Genomic DNA, 19167 nt, shown 5'->3' with positions numbered 1-19167 from the left:
TCCTTTACAGTCGGCTTGAGATCATTCGAGTATCGGGTTCAGTAGTTTAAAGTAGAGTTGCAAGAGTGACTCGACCTTGCTCTTCCGCCATTTCATTGAACGGAATCCACATACAAAGTGTAGGCTTTCCTCCTGATGAACCACTTGTAACGTTAAGTCGTACAGTTCAGACACCGGCACTCCCGAAGCAACTGCACCAGCGTTATAGAACAAAGGTAATGTTCCTGTACCGGGCTCCTGCAAGAGGGTACTAACATGCTTGGTGTGGAATGTCTCCATGCCATCTTGATCCTTGGATTGATGGATAAGCTGGAATAATTCATTAAATTGTTCCAACGAGCCGAAGTCCAGATCAAATACTTGAATATAGTCGGACTGCCCAATGGCTGCATGCATACTCATCCGATCACTGTTGGATGTCTGTGCGAGAAGGTACGCAAAGCCCGCAAATAAAATATCATCCACCTCTACGTCCCACCTGCTGGCAGCATTCACCACACGATCATAGAGTTCTGCTGATAAGGCAAACTGCAACTCTTCTGTTTCGTTCGATGTTGAATCTTCTTCCACGAAATAATCCATGGACAAGGGAATGCGGGATCGTGATACATGGATTACATCCATCTCGTCCAACTGATTCTCGATAAATGCGGTAATATCCGAAATAGTTGGCAAATTAAACATGTCGGTTATTTTCACAATTCCCGGATATTGGTCATCAAGTCTGGCATGTGCTTTGATCATCAGAACAGAATCGCCGCCGATCTCAAAGAAATGCTGATTCACACCAATGTGAGCATTGCCAAGTACTTCGCTCCATATCTGTACCAATTGTTTCTCAATATCATTGGCGGGAGCCTTGTACTGGATCTGAGCCGTGTGTAGAGCTGTTGGTTCAGGTAGTGCATTACGATTGATCTTTCCATTCGCTGTTAGAGGGATGGCTTCCAACCGGATAAAGAAAGCAGGCACCATGTACTCCGGCAATCTGGATATCAGAAACTCTCGCAATTCAGCAATGGAAACTTCTTGATCAGAGACATAATAGGCACACAGATATTTTTTCTTTTGCTCGTTCTGCCTGTCCATTACATACACACGCTTCAAGGCGTGGTGCTGAATGAATATGGCTTCAATTTCACCAAGTTCCACGCGATGCCCCCTGATTTTGATCTGGTTGTCCTTTCTGCCCAAAAATTCAATGTATCCCTCTTTGCGCATGACGCCATGATCTCCCGTTCTATATAATCGACCAAGGAGCGGATGCTGAATGAATGCTTTCTCCGTTTTATCCAAGTCATTCACATATTGATTTGCAAGACCCACTCCGCCGATAAACATCTCACCTGGAACATCAACCGGACATCGACGCAGTTTATAATCGAGCACATGGAATGTTTGATTCGCCAACGGATACCCGTAAGGGATACTGTTCCACGCATCAGATATTGAATTAATAGGGTAATAAATGGACCAAATACTAGCCTCTGTTGCACCACCGAGACTCACAATGCTTGCATCAGGACACAGATTTCTGACTTTGCCCGGTAACGATAGAGGTATCCAGTCGCCGCTGAGCAGTATAAGACGAAGACTGCTTTGATGGTTACCCTCGTTTGTGATGTTTACTGCTCTTTCTATATCAGAACTTTGGACATTTAACTTAGCCAGCGGAGCGGTCTGTGCACCCAGGACTGCTACGGAACGTTCCGATAATAGGGAACGGTCAACAACCATTGGATTTTCGTCATAGGATACCGTTACGCTTGGACTTTGTCTGATATAATTTCTGCTGCTCCATTCTTCCGTAGAAGCCATTTCATCGTCTGGCTTCAATCCTGCTTCCACCGTGTGAAGCCAGATCTGATTTTCATTTAAATTGAATAACGGTTTTACTTTATCAAAAGGCATATCTCCGATCGAACACATCCCAATGCCCAGCATCTCTCCAACACTGTTTAGTGTGGATACCATAATTCCGGTATCAATAAGGGAGTATAAATAACCTTGCGCACCATATTTCGGCATGGTTGCTTCCGCGTTGTAAATGAAGAAAACAGTAAACGCTGAAGACTGATAAATGGACCTGTTCGTGTAATAGTGCATTTCATCTGAGAATGACTGGTTCCCATGAATAAGGCGTACCGTGTGATCCACTGGACTAAAGTAGTACAAGCCCGCCTCCATTCCCGCAACTCTTCCTTCCTTCACATACACAAACACATCTATCGGGTATAGTCCTCCCGCAGAAGGATAGTAATACCGAATTTCCTGTCCTTGATCATACTGACCCAGTACTCCCATCAGATCAGAGAACTGTTTCATGGTGACAGGCTGGTCCTCCTTAAAGGAACGATGAGAACGTCGCTTGGAGATGAAATCAGGATATTCAACACCACGCTCCAGTGAGACCTCAAGTGTGGTGTTCTCACCGAAATTACGATGCAACTGTATTTTTTTGAATGCCTCATATGCCTGTGCATCGTATGCCACCTTTTCGTCATACGGATTGCGGAATAACTGCGTCTGCTTCTTGAAAATTTCCGTTGGCTCCATAAGTCCGCTGACCAAAGCACGTTTGCGAATGAGCAGTTCCATGAGCGAATTCACTTCACTAGCAGGTACATTCCGGAAGAAAGAAGCAATCTCGGATTGCCGAATCCCCTTTTGTGCCAAGAAATACAGTTCAGGGAACATACCTGTTGCATATTCAGGGCATTTGAACTCATCCACGTAGATATGCTTTCCATCCATTCGCCACAGCGTGGAGAATGACCAGTGGTACACCGATTCTACTGACTCTTTCTCCACAGCCAGTTGGGTTGACGCCTGAATCTCTTCATCACTTGCCCAACGGTAGCTTCGTCCAGCATCGGATTCCAGTCGATCCATGAACATATCCATAATCGCTGGAACCGAATTCCAGATTGTAACCTGATGGCGATCAACGGCCTCTTTCATCATTCGGATATCTCTTTGGTCGGATACAATTACGAGAGCTGCACCCGAGGAAAGTGCACCGAACACGTCATATACGGATAAATCGAAACACATGGAAGATACGCCAAGCATGCGATCCTTCTCATGAATACCGAACTTTCTGTTCATATCCTGAATCGTATTCGTTACAGCCCCATGAGTAATGGCCACACCCTTCGGTCTACCCGTACTTCCCGAGGTATAGATTACATATGCAATGTCAGCAGGTGTTCCAGATGGCTCACCTTCGAGTAGAGGATAACCTGAAGCCGAGACCTGATCATAGGCATCCACGTCCAATACAATTCGGCAATCACTATTCTTAAGCATGTAAGCTTGCCGATCTTCTGGATAATCCGGATCAAGTGGTACATATGCCGCACCAGAACGAAGTATAGCCATTACATTTACAATGGTCTCCATGCGGCGCCTTGCTACAACGCCAACTCGATCCCCTCGCCCGATCTCCTGTTCAAGTAAATATCCTGCCAGTTGACCGGATCTTCGGTCCAGCTCCGAATACGTCATCCGCTCATCCTCAAACAACAATGCATCCTGATCTGGATAATGTTTGGCCATACGATCAAACAAATGTTGCAATGTTGTTGGCATGATATTTTCTTCTGATTGGTTATACCTTTCCAAAATGCTGCGATCGACTGAAGGAATGTCAGGCCCCGTAATCGTTTCTCCCGCAATTAGGCCATCCAGCAGTGCAATATATTGCGCAAACATCGTTTCGATCACCTGTTGGTCAAACAAGTCATCCACGTAATCCCAGGTTAGCGTTAGCTGCCCTCCCGCATCCGAAGCCTGATGATCCAGATATACCTGCGATGTTTGGCTGACCCCAGTTCGAACCTTTCCAATCAGTCCCTGGGTTGCTTCAGATGTCTCACGTTCATTAAAGATCATACTTGTGAAGACAATTGGCATTACGGTCTTGTTCCCCATTTGATGATGCTTGGAGAGATCACGTATGAATTCGATGCCTTCATAATGCCTGTGCTCCAGCGCCTCCAGTATACTGTTCTGAACATGGCGCACATGACCCATAAAATCATTCCCTGAAGTCATATCCACATCAATTAAAATCATGGAAGTAAAGTCCCCAATGATATCCTGTATGCTTGGGTTGAATGGATAACGATTGAAGACTGTCAGATTCAGTGCAATCTTCTGTTGATTGCTCCAGTACGATAAGATCTGGGCATAGGCTGCACAGAGAAGCGCTGAAGGTGTTAGCCCGTGTCCATTAGCAATTTTTTTCAATATCTCCCAACGCTGTGGTTCAAACACTTCATTAAGTCGCTTGAATTTTGGTTCGCTGATCTGTGCAGGATCTGTCTTCAATGGGAGTGCAGGTGCTGCTGGGAAATCCTCTACTCGGGCACGCCAGTATTGTTTGTCAGCCAGGTACGTATTCGATTTACGGAATTTATTGTAAGCAAGAATATAATCGCGGAATGTAAATGGATTAGGCTCCGGCTCAATCTCGGGATGATGATAGAATTTCAGTAGATCATTATTGAAGATCTGGATGCTTGCCCCATCAGCAATGAGCAGATCATATCCAAACAACAGCAGGTGTGTATCCTTAGATATTTTTTTCGCACGTATCTCAAATAATGGCCATTGCTCCAATTCAAAAATATGATGAGACATGCGTTCTCTTTCGGCTATGATCACCCGTTCCATCTCGTCAGGACTCAAACCGCTGATATCTTCAATATCCATCCGGTATACCGGTACATGTGGCAGGATTCGTTGCTCTCCGGTAGGCAGGATAATTGCCCGCAGCATAGGATGATGTTCAATCAGCTTGATTAGTGCTTCATTGAAGCGCTTCATCTCCAATTGAGTTTCGAATTCAAGGTACCCGTGTGTCGAAGTGCCTCCCATTTCAAAAGCCTGACTTCTTCCTGCGACATAAGCCATCTGTACCTCAGTCAGCGGGAATGGTCGGCCTTCAGGATCAGGGCATGGATCATGCTGCGGATAATGAATTGTTCCCACTGACTCTTCATTTTCCACAGAGCTCTCCAGCAGAGCCGCCAGTTCATAAATATCTCTCAGGGCCATAAATTCCTTGAAGCTGAGACGTTGATTGAATTCCTGCCCAATCCGATTCACCAGCTGCACCATTAGAATTGAATTGATCCCCATCTGGAAGAAGCTGTCGTGAGTTCCTATTCCATTCATACCAAATACCGATTCACAGAGTTCAATTAGCTTTTGCTCCGTTGGGCTTTCCGTTCCTGCAAGTGCACTGGACTGTTGTCCAAAGGTTGGTTCCGGTAACGCTTTCCGATCAATCTTTCCATTGGGTGTAAGTGGAAATTCAGGCAACTGGATTAAATGCTGAGGAACCATGTAATCCGGAAGTGCTTTTGCCAAAAGACGCTTCATCTCCAATTCGTCATAGCTGCGCTCCGCTGAGTAATAGGCTACCAGTACCTTTGTTCCTTGCATGTCCACTTTATCTATAACGACAGCCTGCTTCACGCTTGGAACTGTAGATAGTCGGCTTTCAATTTCTCCAAGTTCAACCCGATAACCCCTGATTTTCACTTGGGAATCCCGTCTCCCAAGGAATTCAATGTACCCTCCTCTTCGCAAGACTCCAAAATCACCTGTGCGGTATAAGCGTCCCCATTCCGGATGATTAAAAAATGCATTGTCGGTCCTCACTGGATCATTAAAGTATCCTTGAGCCAATCCTGCTCCACCGATACAGAGCTCACCAATGACATCGACTGGACTCAGGCAACCCGTGTAGTCAAGCGTATAGAATGTCTGATTCGCAAGTGGTCTTCCATAAGGAATGCTCTTCCAATCAGACTTGACAGTATCAATGGGATAATAGATAGACCAAATGGATGCCTCTGTCGCACCTCCCAAGCTGATAACCTGTGCCGAAGGAAAACGCCCATGTACTTGCTCTGGCAATTTCTTTGGTATCCAGTCCCCACTGAGCAGGATGAGTCTTAATTGTTCATTGGTTTGATCGGTTACGTAATCTGCCATCAGCTGCATAATGGCTGGAACTGAATTCCAGATGGTTACTTTATGCTGTTGTATCACGTCGTACATGTCATGAATATCACGCTGATCAGCAATGATCACAAGTGCTGCACCCGTCGCAAGTGCACCGAAAATATCATAGACTGACAGATCAAAGCACATTGAAGAGATACCAAGCATCCGATCTTGATCCGTGACTTCAAACTTCATATTGATATCCCGAATGGTATTCATTGCCGGGCCATGGGCAGTAGCTACCCCTTTTGGAGTTCCCGTGCTGCCAGACGTATAAATAATGTAGGCAAGATCGTCAGGTGCTGCGTTATTTTCCAGTGGCTCCACCGGCAATTCAGCCAGTCCCTCAAACGTATAAAATTCGGGTAATAACAGCATTTTGCAGTTACTATTTTGTAAAATGTATTGCTGACGATCTTCAGGATAATCGGGATCAACAGGCACGTATACCGCTCCTGCTTTGAGAATGCCGATGGTATTCACAATTGTCTCCATACCACGTTTGGCTAACAACCCCACCCGGTCTCCCCGTGTTATTCCTTGTTGCGTCAAGTAATGAGCGAGCTGATTGGAACGTTCATCCAGCTGTTGATAAGTCAATTGCTGATTACCGTAAATCAATGCTGTCTGATAAGGAGTCTTGGTCGCCTGCTCTATAAAAGACCCATGCAGTGTAGATATAGGAAATGATTGTGCTGTTGCATTAAATGCATTCCAGATGGCCTTATCCTGTTCGGGCAATTCTGGTACAAACTCGATATTCTCTTGCTCACACAGATGAGTAATTATCGCTGTATAATCATCGAACATGGCGGAAAGTGTATCGTAATGAAAAAGATCCTGAATATAGTCCCAGTTAATGGTCAGTCTCCCGCCAGTCTCCATTACCTGATTATCAAGGTAGACTTGAGAAGTCTGACTGATACCCATTTTCAGATCTCCGATATGCTGCCAGCTTCCGATGGCATCCACAAATAATGTGCTGGTATATACAATCGGCATAATGGCGGAAGTACCCGCTTCTCGATGACGGGCCAGTTCTCGAATGAACTCCACGCCGTCATAATGTCGATGTTCCAACATATTGAGCATGCCACTCTGCACGTCTCTTGCTTGTTCCCAAAAAGGCTTGTTTTTTTGTTCGTTAATTTCGAGCAACATGATGGATGTAAAATCACCGATAATTTGATTGGTTTCTTCATGAAATGGAAAGCGGTTGAACGCCGCCAGATTGATGGCAAGTCGATCCTGATTGCTCCAACGGGCCAAAACTCGAGCAAAGGCAGTACACAGAAGCGCGGAAGGTGTTACATTTTTTTGCTGCGCCTTATGCTTTAATTGCTCCCACGGATCTTGTTCCAATATCCAGCTTAGCCGTGAAAATTGCGGTTTCTTGATATGTCTGGGCTCCTGCTTCAGCGGAAGTGCTGGAGCGGAAGGAAATGTGTCCAACTGATCCATCCAGTACTTCTTGTCACGTGCGTACATCTCACCCTTTTTCAGTTCTCCGTATGCCATCATATAATCCTTGAACGAAAACTTGAGTACAGGAAGTTCCTTTTCCGGCTCACGGCAATAATGCACCAGGTCCTCTCCAAGGATCTGGATACTCGCACTATCACAGATCAGCAGATCATAACCGAATAACAGGTAATGCCGTGTATCATCTATTTTAAAAGCTTTGAATTCAAACAGCGGCCATTGGCTCGGTTCAAACACATGATGGGACATTCGATCCCGTTCCACCTCAATGTGTTTCCACTTTTCCTGCTCATTCAGATGGCACACATCAACGATTTCCAGTTGATAGTCTGGTACCTGTGGCAATATTCGTTGTATGCCCTCCGGCAATATGACCGCTCGCAGCATTGGATGGCGCTGAATCACTTTTTGCAATGCAGTCTGGAAATGCGTCATGTTCAATTTGGTTTCCAATTCCAGATAATAGTGAGTGGATGTTCCCCCCATCTCAAACCGCTCGTCTCGACCTAACAGATAAGCCATCTGTACTTCTGTCAAAGGGAAGTCCTCATACAAGGTCGCCGGTTCCGGCTCTTGCTGGGGATACTCGGATATCGCTCCGGTTTCCTTGAGTGCACCAATCAGATGAATTGCAAGCTTCGCCAGATTCATACCTTCAAAGAACGTGTGATAGTTTAGGTGAACATGGTAGCGTACCCGTATTTCAGTAATAATGCGCATCATTGATATTGAATCAACGCCGAGTTCAAACAAGTTGTCGTATACATCTAACCCGGTAAACCCGAGAACATGCCCCACCAGTTGAGCAAGTTCCTTCTCCGTAGTTGTATATATACCGTTATCTCGTCCGTGCAGTTCAACCTTCTGTTCATATTCAGTTCTCGTCAGCTGGTTGTTATGATAATTCAAATGATTACGTTCCTGTTGAATTCGAGCTGTCATGGCTTCCGAAAATTGGATAACCCTTGACGATTCTAGCAACGGTAGGAGTTCACTCGCATAATTGGGCTCACCGATCAACACTCGGCGTATACGACGGCTCAATACCATGTCAAAAGCACTGATCGCTTGATGAGTCGCTAACGTCTTGAATGCTGTATCCACATTCAGACCAAATCTGGCAGCCATCCCGGTTTCCTTCCAGGCAGGCCAGTTAATGGTTAGCGTTCGGCCCGATCCATTTGCACGGTAAGACGCAAAGCTATCCAGAAAACAGTTTGCAGCAACATAATCGCTCTGACCCGGTTCTCCTAACATGGATATGCCAGAAGAAAACATAACGAAGAAATCCAGTGGTTCCTGAGCTGTTACTTGATTCAAAACCCAGGTTCCCTGAACCTTCGGTCGCAGAACCTCTTGGAATGTAGTCTCTTCCTTACGGATAATCAAGCCATCATTGGCAACACCAGCGCTATTAATTACCCCATAGATTTGCCCATATTTTGTTCTCAACCTCTGCACAACCTGAGTCATCTGCTCCAGATCGGAGATGTCTGCACTGATTAATTCAACACTTGATCCTCCGGCTTCAAGCTCCATAATGGTTTTCAATCGTTCAATCATTTCTATGGATATTATCTTTGGATCTTCTTCTTGAATAAGCTTGTCCCACACAGTGCGATCAGGCATCGCCGTACGACTGATTAGTGCCAGACGAATGCAGCGTTCATCAGCCAGATGCTTCGCGAATTGCAAGCCAATTCCGCCTGTTCCACCAGCAATAAGATATAGACCGTTCTCACGAATAGTCACTTCCTCATGACTGGCTTCCAGAATATTGGCAATATCCAATTCTTCTACGTATGACTGATTATGTCGATACGCCACTTGGAAACGGTCATGGGAGCTATTCAATTCTGCATAGATCGTATCCGCATCGGTATCTGAGTCCACATCAATGAATCGGCAGGATATTTCCGGATACTCCTGTTCAATGACTTTCGCGAATCCGTTAAGCGTTGCATTCTCCGGTCTTACCTGATTTTCATAACCCGTAACTGCATTCGCTAGAGAGGATATGAATTGAAGCTGAAGTCCCTCTGTCATATGATGATGTAGAATCGCACGGGTCAAGTAGAATGCACTCTGAATTCCACGGTCCTGGCTTAACTTCAATTGTTCCTCGCTTTGTAAATAATCATCTGAATCATTCTCTGCCAGAGTAAACCCGTGAATAATACGGGTTAGCCCCTGACCCTTAATATCATCCAATAACTGAATGTAGTCACTTTCATCGCCACGAATCACATAGTGCGAATCATCATACTTCTCGTAACGATCCCCCCAGGCTACCTGAATGACTCGTGCTTCGGGCTCACGCTCTAATCGGACCGTCAGGGCAGCACTGACTTGATCGTTTCCGCGGAAGAGAAGTACGGTGCCTTTCATTTTTGAGACGACAGAATCTCGAGATACAGACGTGTATCGTTGCCATACAGCTTGATAAAACATGCCCTCTGCCTGTACCTTTTCCGATCTTCTGTTACGTTTTGGAATGTCGATCCAACATCTGTGCGTCTGAAATGCGTAGGATGGCAAACTGACCTTGAATACGCTCTGATTCGCATAAAGCGCTTCCCAGTCAGCATCGCCCCCAGAGACATAGAATGAAGCAGCCTGATGTAACGCATTGACGTCTTGCCGCCCACTGTTCATGAATTCTCCAAGAGCTTGTCCCAGCGATACGCTCATCTCATGCCTGGATGAGAGCGACATTCTGAATTCCTGATCCGCTGCCTCCTCATCTTGAACCAGCTTGTGAAAACCGGTATAGATGTGCGAACCATGTGAAGTACCAAATAGCTGTTTTGAACGCTCCAACTGGGTAAGTTTCTGATGCAAATCGATGTTGCTGTTCATTATGATTGCTACCCGATATGGAAATTTCCCTCTTCCCGTGTTGGCGGTATAACATATATCTTGTAATGTTGGCAGTTCATATTTTTCAAGAAAAAAGATATACTTACCGATCATCTGACGCAGCGATTCCTCAGTCTTGGCGGACAACGTCAGAATGGATGGATCTGTTACAGAAGTGTTCGCTTTATGCTCTGCAGTTGCCCGATCCGGTGCTTCCTCAAGCACTAGATGACAGTTGGTTCCCCCAATGCCAAAAGAGCTGATACCACACCGTCTTGGAGTTGTGCCATCCGTGGTCCACTCTCGCAGTGTAGTATTCACGTAAACGGGCGATCCACTGAAGTCAATGGCTCTATTTGGCTTTTCAAAGTTCAAGGTTGGAGGGAGTTTTTTATTTTTCAGCGCCAGAATTGCTTTAATTAAGCCAGCAGTTCCAGCTGCTTCGTACAGATGACCGATATTGGTTTTAACCGAACCGATCGCACAAAATTGTTTCTTGGAAGTATATTTCTTAAATGCATTCTGAATTCCCTTAATCTCAATGGGATCCCCCAATTCCGTCCCCGTACCATGCGGTTCGAAGTACGAGATCGTTTCGGGATCAATGTTACCGTCCTCCCACGCTTTTACAATTAACTCTGCCTGAGTGGACGGGTTCGGTACAGTCAATCCGCCAGAACTTCCATCCTGATTGACGGCCAAACCTTTAATTACCGCATAGATCTGATCACCATCACGCATTGCAGCGTCTAGTGGTTTCAGCAATAAAGCAGTGACTCCTTCGCCCATTCCCGCCCCATTTGCAGAATCATCAAATGTTTTGGTCCGGTAGTCTGGAGACTCCATCCCGATTTTCTCATTCTGATTCTCGCGTGTCATGAGATGAAGTTTCACACCGCCCGCAATTGCCATATCACATTCCTTGCTCCGGATAGCCTGGCATGCCATGGCGACAGCTACGAGCGAAGAGGAACACGCTGTATCAACAACAATACTGGGTCCCTTCAGATTCAGAAGATACGAGATTCGATTGGATAATATGGAAGCCAAATTGCCAACGATGGACAGTGCACTTGTCTGCATCGTTTCGGTAATATATCGCATATACATATCTTTGATATTGTTGGAAAAGCCCACATAGACACCTGTGTTGGTGCCCGATAATTTATCGTTACCGTATCCTGCATCCTCCATGGCATCCCATGCCGTCTCCATAAACAAACGCTGATTAACATCCGTTAAACTGGCTTCTTTGGGAGGCAAACGAAAGAATTCATGGTCGAATTGGTCAATATTGTCCAGGTACGCCGCTTCGTAATATTGAATATCTCCCTCAGGAATATCCATATAAGAGAGAATAGCATCCATATCCGATTTTCGTGTCTTGGGAATGGGACGTATGCAATCTACACCACTCTGGATATTATCCCAGTAGTCATCCAGTGTTTCCATATTGGGCAACTTGGCTGAAATACCGATGATGGCGATATCCTTGACGGGTTTCTTTTCCCCTTCTTTTAGCATTTTCACGATCTGAGCCGCCGTTGTTTTGTTCATCTTCTGGTCCTTGACACTCTCTACCAGGAGCTTCAGAATTTTCTCCACGCTTCACGTCCCCCTACATCTTTTGAAGGTTGATGATTGCTTCATCCAGATCCATTGCTCCACGTTCGATCTCATCGAACAGATTCTCAAGATCTGTATCCCGTTCCTCTTCGAAAGTTTCCTTTTGAGGAGACTGGTGAGTCTTCTGCTTTTCTGTGGTGCTCATATAAGTAGTTAGTCTGGAGATACTTGGATATTCAAACAGATCGGTCAGTATGAGTTTTCCAGGGTAAGTTTTGTCCAATTTCAAGAAAATCTGCTTAATCATAATAGAGTCTGCACCGAGTTCGAAAAAGCTGTCATGTACATTCATCTCTTTAATGCCTAAATATGGTCCAACTATATTCGCAATAGTCCGGTCCATCTCCACGCAAGATTCCAATTCAAGTTCATACTCTTCCGTTGGGATCTGAACAGAAGAAGCGGATTCCTTCTTCATTGATATTTGTTTTGCTCTCTCCGGCATTCTCATCCATTTTTGTAACCTTTGTCCGATGCTGGCATCAAGATGAAAGTGGTAGTTATTCAAAATGTTTAAATAGGGTGAATTCCAGTTCATTTCCCCCACCAGCAGACGGTCGGTCTGTTTTCCCATTATCTCGAACAATCGATCCAATGCCCACTCTTTGGGCATCGCTTTGAATAAGGTGTCAAAATCAAACCCGGCTCTGGAAGCCATGCCTACCTCTTTCCAGGTCGTCCAATTCAGCGTTATCGTACGCATTCCTTTGCGGTTCCGCATTGGGGCATAGGCATCCTGATATGCATTCGCGGCGGCATAAGCAGCCTGTCCAGTAGAACCGAATAACGTAGCGACGGACGAGAACATGACTAGAAAATCTGGCTGATCTTCGGCTGTCAGCTGATCCAGCAGATGAGCCCCCTTCACTTTCGGAGCCAGCATTGCTGTAAACTCTTCCTCAGTCATCTGGTCAGCATGCTGTGTACTCCCAACGCCTGCTGCATGGATGATGCCACGTATACAACCAAATCGACTTCTTAATTGTTCAATGGCTTGACTTAACTGATCCGCATCGGCAACATCAGCTCCAAGATACATCATCTGTCCGGCCCGTTTCTCCATATCAAGCAACCGAAGAAGCTTACTTTTTAGAACTGGTGAAGTATTTTTCGCATTTAGAATGATGTCCCAATTGTGACGTTTGGGCAGTGGCGTTCTTGCAATCAAAGCCAGATTCATACGTCCAAATGATAACAAGCGTTCAGCAATCTCCATCCCCAGACCACCAAGTCCACCTGTAATAATGTATACGCCGTCTTCTTTCCAGTTCATATCAACATCAGGCAAGGAACCCACATCAGCAGGGGCGAATTCAGCTTGATATGCTTGTCCATTTCTAATCGCCAAAGACTTCTTCTCCAACGGCCCCAAAATGTAACGCAAATACTGAGAGGTATCCCAATCTTGGTCAACATCTATACAGAAGCATTCGAGATTCTGAATCTCACGCTGTACCGTATGTCCGAAAGCCAGCATCGCCGAATTCTCCGGATACAGAACTTTCTCGTCACCCGTCACTTCATTAGCAAAGCTTGTCACCAAAATCATCTCAACCTGCTCTGCAAAGATGTGTGAGCATGCCTTGGTAAGTCTCCATACAGACATAAGACCTTTGTCCAGCGTGTTTTCCTTATTTTCTACATGGTCAAGTGATGCTATATGCACGATCCGATAGGGACCTCCAAAGGACACTTCCTGCAAAAGTTTGATATAATCACTCTCGTTATTTCGAATTACATATGTCTGTGCATCCTGTTGAAGGTAAGATGTTCCCAATATAGCTTCGATAACTGCTACTCCAGCTTCACGAATTTGGTTCACCAACTGGGTTGCATGTAGCTGTGTATCATCTCGTATTAATAAAACACGTTCAACATTATGGATGCTGGATGAGTTAGTCTTGCCGATCTCGCTCCAAGGCTTCCATGACAATGAATAATACATCGCTTCTTCCTCAGTCTGTACCGAATTATCGGGATGAGTATCAATCCAGCACTTACTCTCCTCAAATGAATATGTGGGCAAGCTCAACTTGTTATAGGTCACATCTGGATAGATTCTTGACCAATTGATCTGAGCACCGCCTTGATAATGTGTGCACAACTCCTCTAGCACGGTTGCTCTATCGCATCCTTCGATATGCCAGTTCGAGATAAGTTCTTCTGTAGTGAATAACTGATTCCTTTTCCTGAATGTATCTTGTTCATATTTACCGGTCTTGGGTTCTACAAGAAAGTCGTTTAAATGCTGCAGCAATTGATCCAACGAATTGACCACCCACACCGCTCGGTGTGCATGATGCTGTCTTCCAGTAGCTGCTGTGCAGCATACATCCCTCACATCGGCCTTCGGGTTCTCTTTGATCCACTTCACATATGATTGCACCTGACTGGAGAGATTTCCGGATGATACGCTGGAGATCAAAAAGGGATAATGGTCATCGCGCCCCAATTCCACTGATATGTTTGGAGCTTCTTCCAGTACAACATGACAATTGGTGCCGCTTAACCCAAATGAACTAACTCCACATCTTCGAGGAGTGGCCGCTCCTTCCCACTCTCTTGAAATGACATTGACATAGACTGGTGATTTATCAAATTCAAATTTTGGGTTTGGCTTATTAAAATGAAGTGTAGAGGGAATACGTTTGGATCTGAGTGCCATAATCGCCTTCAACAGACCCGCTAACCCTGCACTGTCGTATAAATGGCCCACATTGGACTTAACCGATCCTATCGCACAGAATTGTTTTTTGTCCGTAAATCTGCGAAAAGCCGATTGGATACCTTCCAGTTCAATCGGGTCCCCAATGAGTGTACCTGTTCCATGTGCTTCCAGATAGGAAAGACTCTCTGGATGAATTCCAGCATCACGCCAAGCATGAGTCAGTACTTTTTCATGAGCTACCGCATTGGGCGTTGTGATCCCTGCCGAATATCCATTCTGATTCACAGCTGTGCCTTTTATGACTGCATACACATGATCATGATCCCGCAATGCCTGTTCCACAGGTTTAAGTACAACACTTACTACACCCTCACCCATTCCCGATCCATCGGCATCTTCATCAAAGGTTCTTGTTGTTCCATCACTGGATTCAATACCGATTTTGTAATACTCTTTATCCAGTGGAATCATATTCAGCCTGATCCCTCCAGCGATAGCCATATCACAACTTCCTTCACGTAACGCACGTACTGCCATATCCAGAGCAACCAGCGAAGAAGAACATGCTGTATCTACAACCATAGCTGGCCCCGTCAGATTAAGTAGATACGCAATTCTCGCAGGAATGATAGACGAAAGGTTGCCTACGGTGGCGATTGGTAACATGTCCGGACTTAATTCCTCGACCATCTGTTTGTACTTGTAACCTTCTTGATCTCCGATTACACCCACATATACCCCTGTTGAACTTCCGGCCAAGCGGTCACCACCATAACCTGCATCCTCAACCGCACGCCATACCGTTTGCAAAAACAATCGTTGGACCGGACTCATCAGCTTGGCTTCCTGTGCACTCATACGGAAGAAGGAATAATCAAATTCATCGATTTCGTCCAGATAAGCTCCGTTCAAATAACGTACATGCTCCAATGAACCTTGCTTGTGAAGCAAGTATTGATCCAACTGGCCCTTTCGATGATTGGGCAATTCCCGTATGCAATCAATTCCATAATCAAGCATCTTCCAAAATTCATCCAGCGACTCTCCGGTCGGCAACTTTGCACCGATACCTATAACAGCTATATCATGTCTATTATACGTTGTTATATCCAGTTCATTAGTGGTATCCTGGTCATCTTCTTCTTCCCATTGCTCTCTGTCGAACAATTGATCAAGCATGGCCGTCCCCCTATGAAATCTCATTTCAATTCCGGTTGTACCAATAGTTGAAGTCCTCTCACATAATTGGCAATAAGACGCTTCACACGGCTCTGTTTTAATTTACGTCCATTAAAACGACAATTGCACTGCAGAATATCACCTTCGTCCGACACTAGGATAATCAGATCATAATAGTTCAGTACATCGTCCGATGCCTTGAACAGATGCTGTTCACCATATAAAGGAATAATTGCCCACTCCGTGCTGCTTGTTCTGATCTGGCTCATCTGCTCGACGGGAAACACTCGATCCGAAGGCGTGGTTATGATCTGTTGATGAACATTTTGAAAGAGCTCTTTCATTGTCTTGTATTGATCGAAATTCAATCGTACAGGTGTGATCATTCTCGCTGTACCATAGGATACGTGCATATCAATAGAGGGTTGTTCTGACAAAGTCTGTAACAAGTAAGCATACATAGCTGATGCCAATACATGAATACTGATCGCTTCAGATTGTGCAATCAGTCGCATATCCTGTACCAATGAAGCTGGGAGAGTGAATTGATACGACAAGGCTTCGTAACCTCGATCCGTATGGAAAAAGCTCCGATCCATCCGTACAGGCTCCAGTTCCACTCTGTCTTGTCTGATCAGATTCGCCCATGAGACAATAGAGGTATGTGAATACAAGCTGGAAATTGCCATTTTGTCTGGAAATGCATCATCGATTGCCTGATGAATCTGCGTTACTTTTAGCGAATCGAATCCAGCTTCAGCCAGGTTGTCCGTTACTCCGACATTCCTAAGTCCCGCTACGGACTCAACAATCTCAATCAGCTTTTGTTCGATATGATCACTGGCTGGTTGTACTTCTTTGATCTCCTGCATATGGCTTAATATGCTCTGAATGGATTGTTCCATTTCACTAAATTCTCCTGATTCGTACCGCTCCTGAAGCCTGTAACGTTGAAATTTTCCACTCGTCGTTTTAGGAATTTGCTTAATGGGTAGCACAGACTTGAGTTCAATCCCCATCCGCTGCTGAATATGTGCTTTGGCTTCTCCAACTCTTGGAACAAAAGATGGCAAGTCCTTTTTATACAGTACAAACATTACAACGCTTTCCGATCCTGTAAGTGGATTGGAGACACCACATACAGCGACTTTCCCCAGATCAAACTGCTCCAGCTCCTCCGTTACACGTTCAATATCATGCGGATATACGTTTTGACCATTGATGAAGATAATGTCCTTGGTTCTGCCCGTAATGACTATTGCGCCATCATTCATAAATCCAATATCTCCAGTACGAATCCATCCATCGGCTGTACTTGCTTTTTCCGTAGCTGCCGCATTGTTGTAATAACCGCTCGTAACACTCAATCCTTTAATTTGAATACTGCCCAGCACCAATTCCTCGACCGGCTTATCATAATCATCACATATTCGTACATCACAGTATTGAACCGGTTTGCCTACTTCCACAAAAGAAACAGCATGTTCTGAGCCCGGTTCAACTTCTATGAATGGTTTCCCGGTCACCAAATATCTTCTGTCCAGTACATAACAAGTCAAATCACCGACGTTACCAAAGGAAACACCAACGGTTGCTTCGGCCAAGCCGTACGCCGTCAGCATTGTATTGGAAGCCAGTCCATAAGGACTCATCGCCTCCAAAAATTTGAAACAAAGTGCCGGAGATATCGGCTCAGCACCGTTCATAATAAAACGTACCGAAGACAAATCGGTTGATGAAAAGGTTAGTGGATTATATGAATCCAGAAAATATTTATAAGCAAAATTCGGAGCATATAGTTGGGTGACACGGTGTTCAGAAGTTTTGGTTAACCATAATGTAGGGTGACGGATGAATAAGGAAGTCGGCATAATAAACTGTTGCAGACCTTGGAAGGTACTTGTAAGATGAAACGCAATCAGACCCATATCATGGGTCAGGGGTAACCAACTCAAAGAACGGTCGTTAGAGGAGATTTGGGTTGCTATATTCATAGCTTGTATATTTATCATGACATTGCGGTGTGTAATTACTACACCCTTGGTTTGTCCTGTAGAACCTGAAGAAAATTGGATAAAGGCTATGTCATCCGGCTGGATGCTAGCTTCAATTCCCTCAACAATAGGTTCCTCTCGTACGTTCGAGATGCCCTGTACTATAAAGATTCGGGCATGCATTTCGCGGACAACCTCTTCCAATCCATTCTTCCGGGCAAACTTGTCCAAGCTTTCCGTGAGATCCTGATCAGCAGCAATAAACGGATGGTTCAACGTTCTCCACACATTGTAAAGCTTCATTCTTTGCTCCTGATTTCCGCCTACGGTAATCGGAACCGGTATGATTTTTCCAAGCGTGCAAGCCCAAAAGGTGACAATAAACTCTTCTTCCGAGTTCAGTTGGAAGATCAATTCATTACCCGGCTGCATCCCAAATGCTTGAAGTTCTCCTAATCGGATTTTGGCTGATTGCAGAAGGGTTTGGTACGATACAACCTTTTCTTCTTTGCTGCCATTCAGAAAAGTAATACCTCTGTCTGTGACTGAACCAAGGGAGTTAAATAATTGAGCCAAGTTATCCATGCTCATAACTGGAACACACTCCTTGTCAACTAGATTACGTAAGGTTGCAGCTTTTCATTTATAATTCTCGTTGTTTCCTGAATATTTTCCTGGATATAGAAGTGCCCTCCATCCAATTTGACAATGTCACATTGTGAACCAGCGTACTTTTTCCATCCGATCAGATCGCTAGATTTCACTCGGGTATCGCTTCTGCCAGTTAACACGGTAATATCACTCTGAACCTTGAAAGGTTTAGGCTGAAAACGATAGAGTTCGACAATCCTGAAATCGGCTCTAAGTACAGGTGCAAATAACGAAAAGAGCTCTTTATTAGTAAAGACCTCATCCGACGTTCCACCCATGTTCTGAATCGTCTCTCTGAACTCTTCGTCTGGTAATGTGTGAATATTCTCATCCTTGAAAATATGGGGTGCACGATTGCCTGAAAGCATCATATGTTCAGGCAATTGTTTCGTTGACTGTGCAAGTCGGTAATATAGTTCGAGCGCCATCCAGCTTCCCATGCTATGTCCGAAAATAGCATAAGGCCCATGAATTAGTGAGGAAACCGTGGGGTAGATATCTTCAATCGCTTCTTCAAAGCTTTCATAGAATGGTTCCCCCACCCGAGCGCCTCTTCCTTTTAATTCGATCGGTATTACGTCAATAAAAGGGCTTAAAGATGATTTCCAGCGATGAAAAATCATGGCTGATCCACCTGCATGAGGCAAACAAAAAAGTTGAATTTTCTTCATTAGCCCTATCATTCCTCGT

General features: G+C 44.9%; 4 protein-coding genes. All 4 read right to left on the bottom strand.

Going from position 1 to position 19167, the window contains the following annotated elements; translation table 11 throughout:
• Positions 1 to 21: 21 nt before the first annotated feature.
• Genes J2Z28_RS11645 through J2Z28_RS11630 form a run of 4 tightly spaced genes read right to left on the bottom strand, consistent with a single transcriptional unit; the run spans position 22 to position 19148 of the window.
• Positions 22 to 11964, bottom strand: coding sequence for a non-ribosomal peptide synthetase (locus tag J2Z28_RS11645; RefSeq protein ID WP_211082607.1), 11943 nt, complete (start codon positions 11962 to 11964; stop codon positions 22 to 24).
• Between the two features lie 13 nt (positions 11965 to 11977).
• Positions 11978 to 15832, bottom strand: coding sequence for a type I polyketide synthase (locus J2Z28_RS11640; protein ID WP_211082606.1), 3855 nt, complete (start codon positions 15830 to 15832; stop codon positions 11978 to 11980).
• A 20-nt stretch (positions 15833 to 15852) separates the two neighbouring features.
• Entirely contained in the window at positions 15853 to 18417 is a 2565-nt protein-coding gene (locus J2Z28_RS11635) for a non-ribosomal peptide synthetase (protein WP_211082605.1), read from the bottom strand.
• Between the two features lie 23 nt (positions 18418 to 18440).
• Positions 18441 to 19148 (bottom strand): thioesterase II family protein, encoded by a 708-nt coding sequence (locus J2Z28_RS11630; RefSeq protein WP_211082604.1) that lies wholly within the window; start codon positions 19146 to 19148, stop codon positions 18441 to 18443.
• Between the last annotated feature and the right edge of the window lie 19 nt (positions 19149 to 19167).

Source organism: Paenibacillus xylanexedens (genome assembly GCF_017874615.1).
GTDB classification, from domain to species: Bacteria; Bacillota; Bacilli; order Paenibacillales; family Paenibacillaceae; genus Paenibacillus; species Paenibacillus xylanexedens.
Note: the sequence above shows the minus strand (reverse complement) of the source record. Positions and strands in the feature narration are given on the sequence as shown.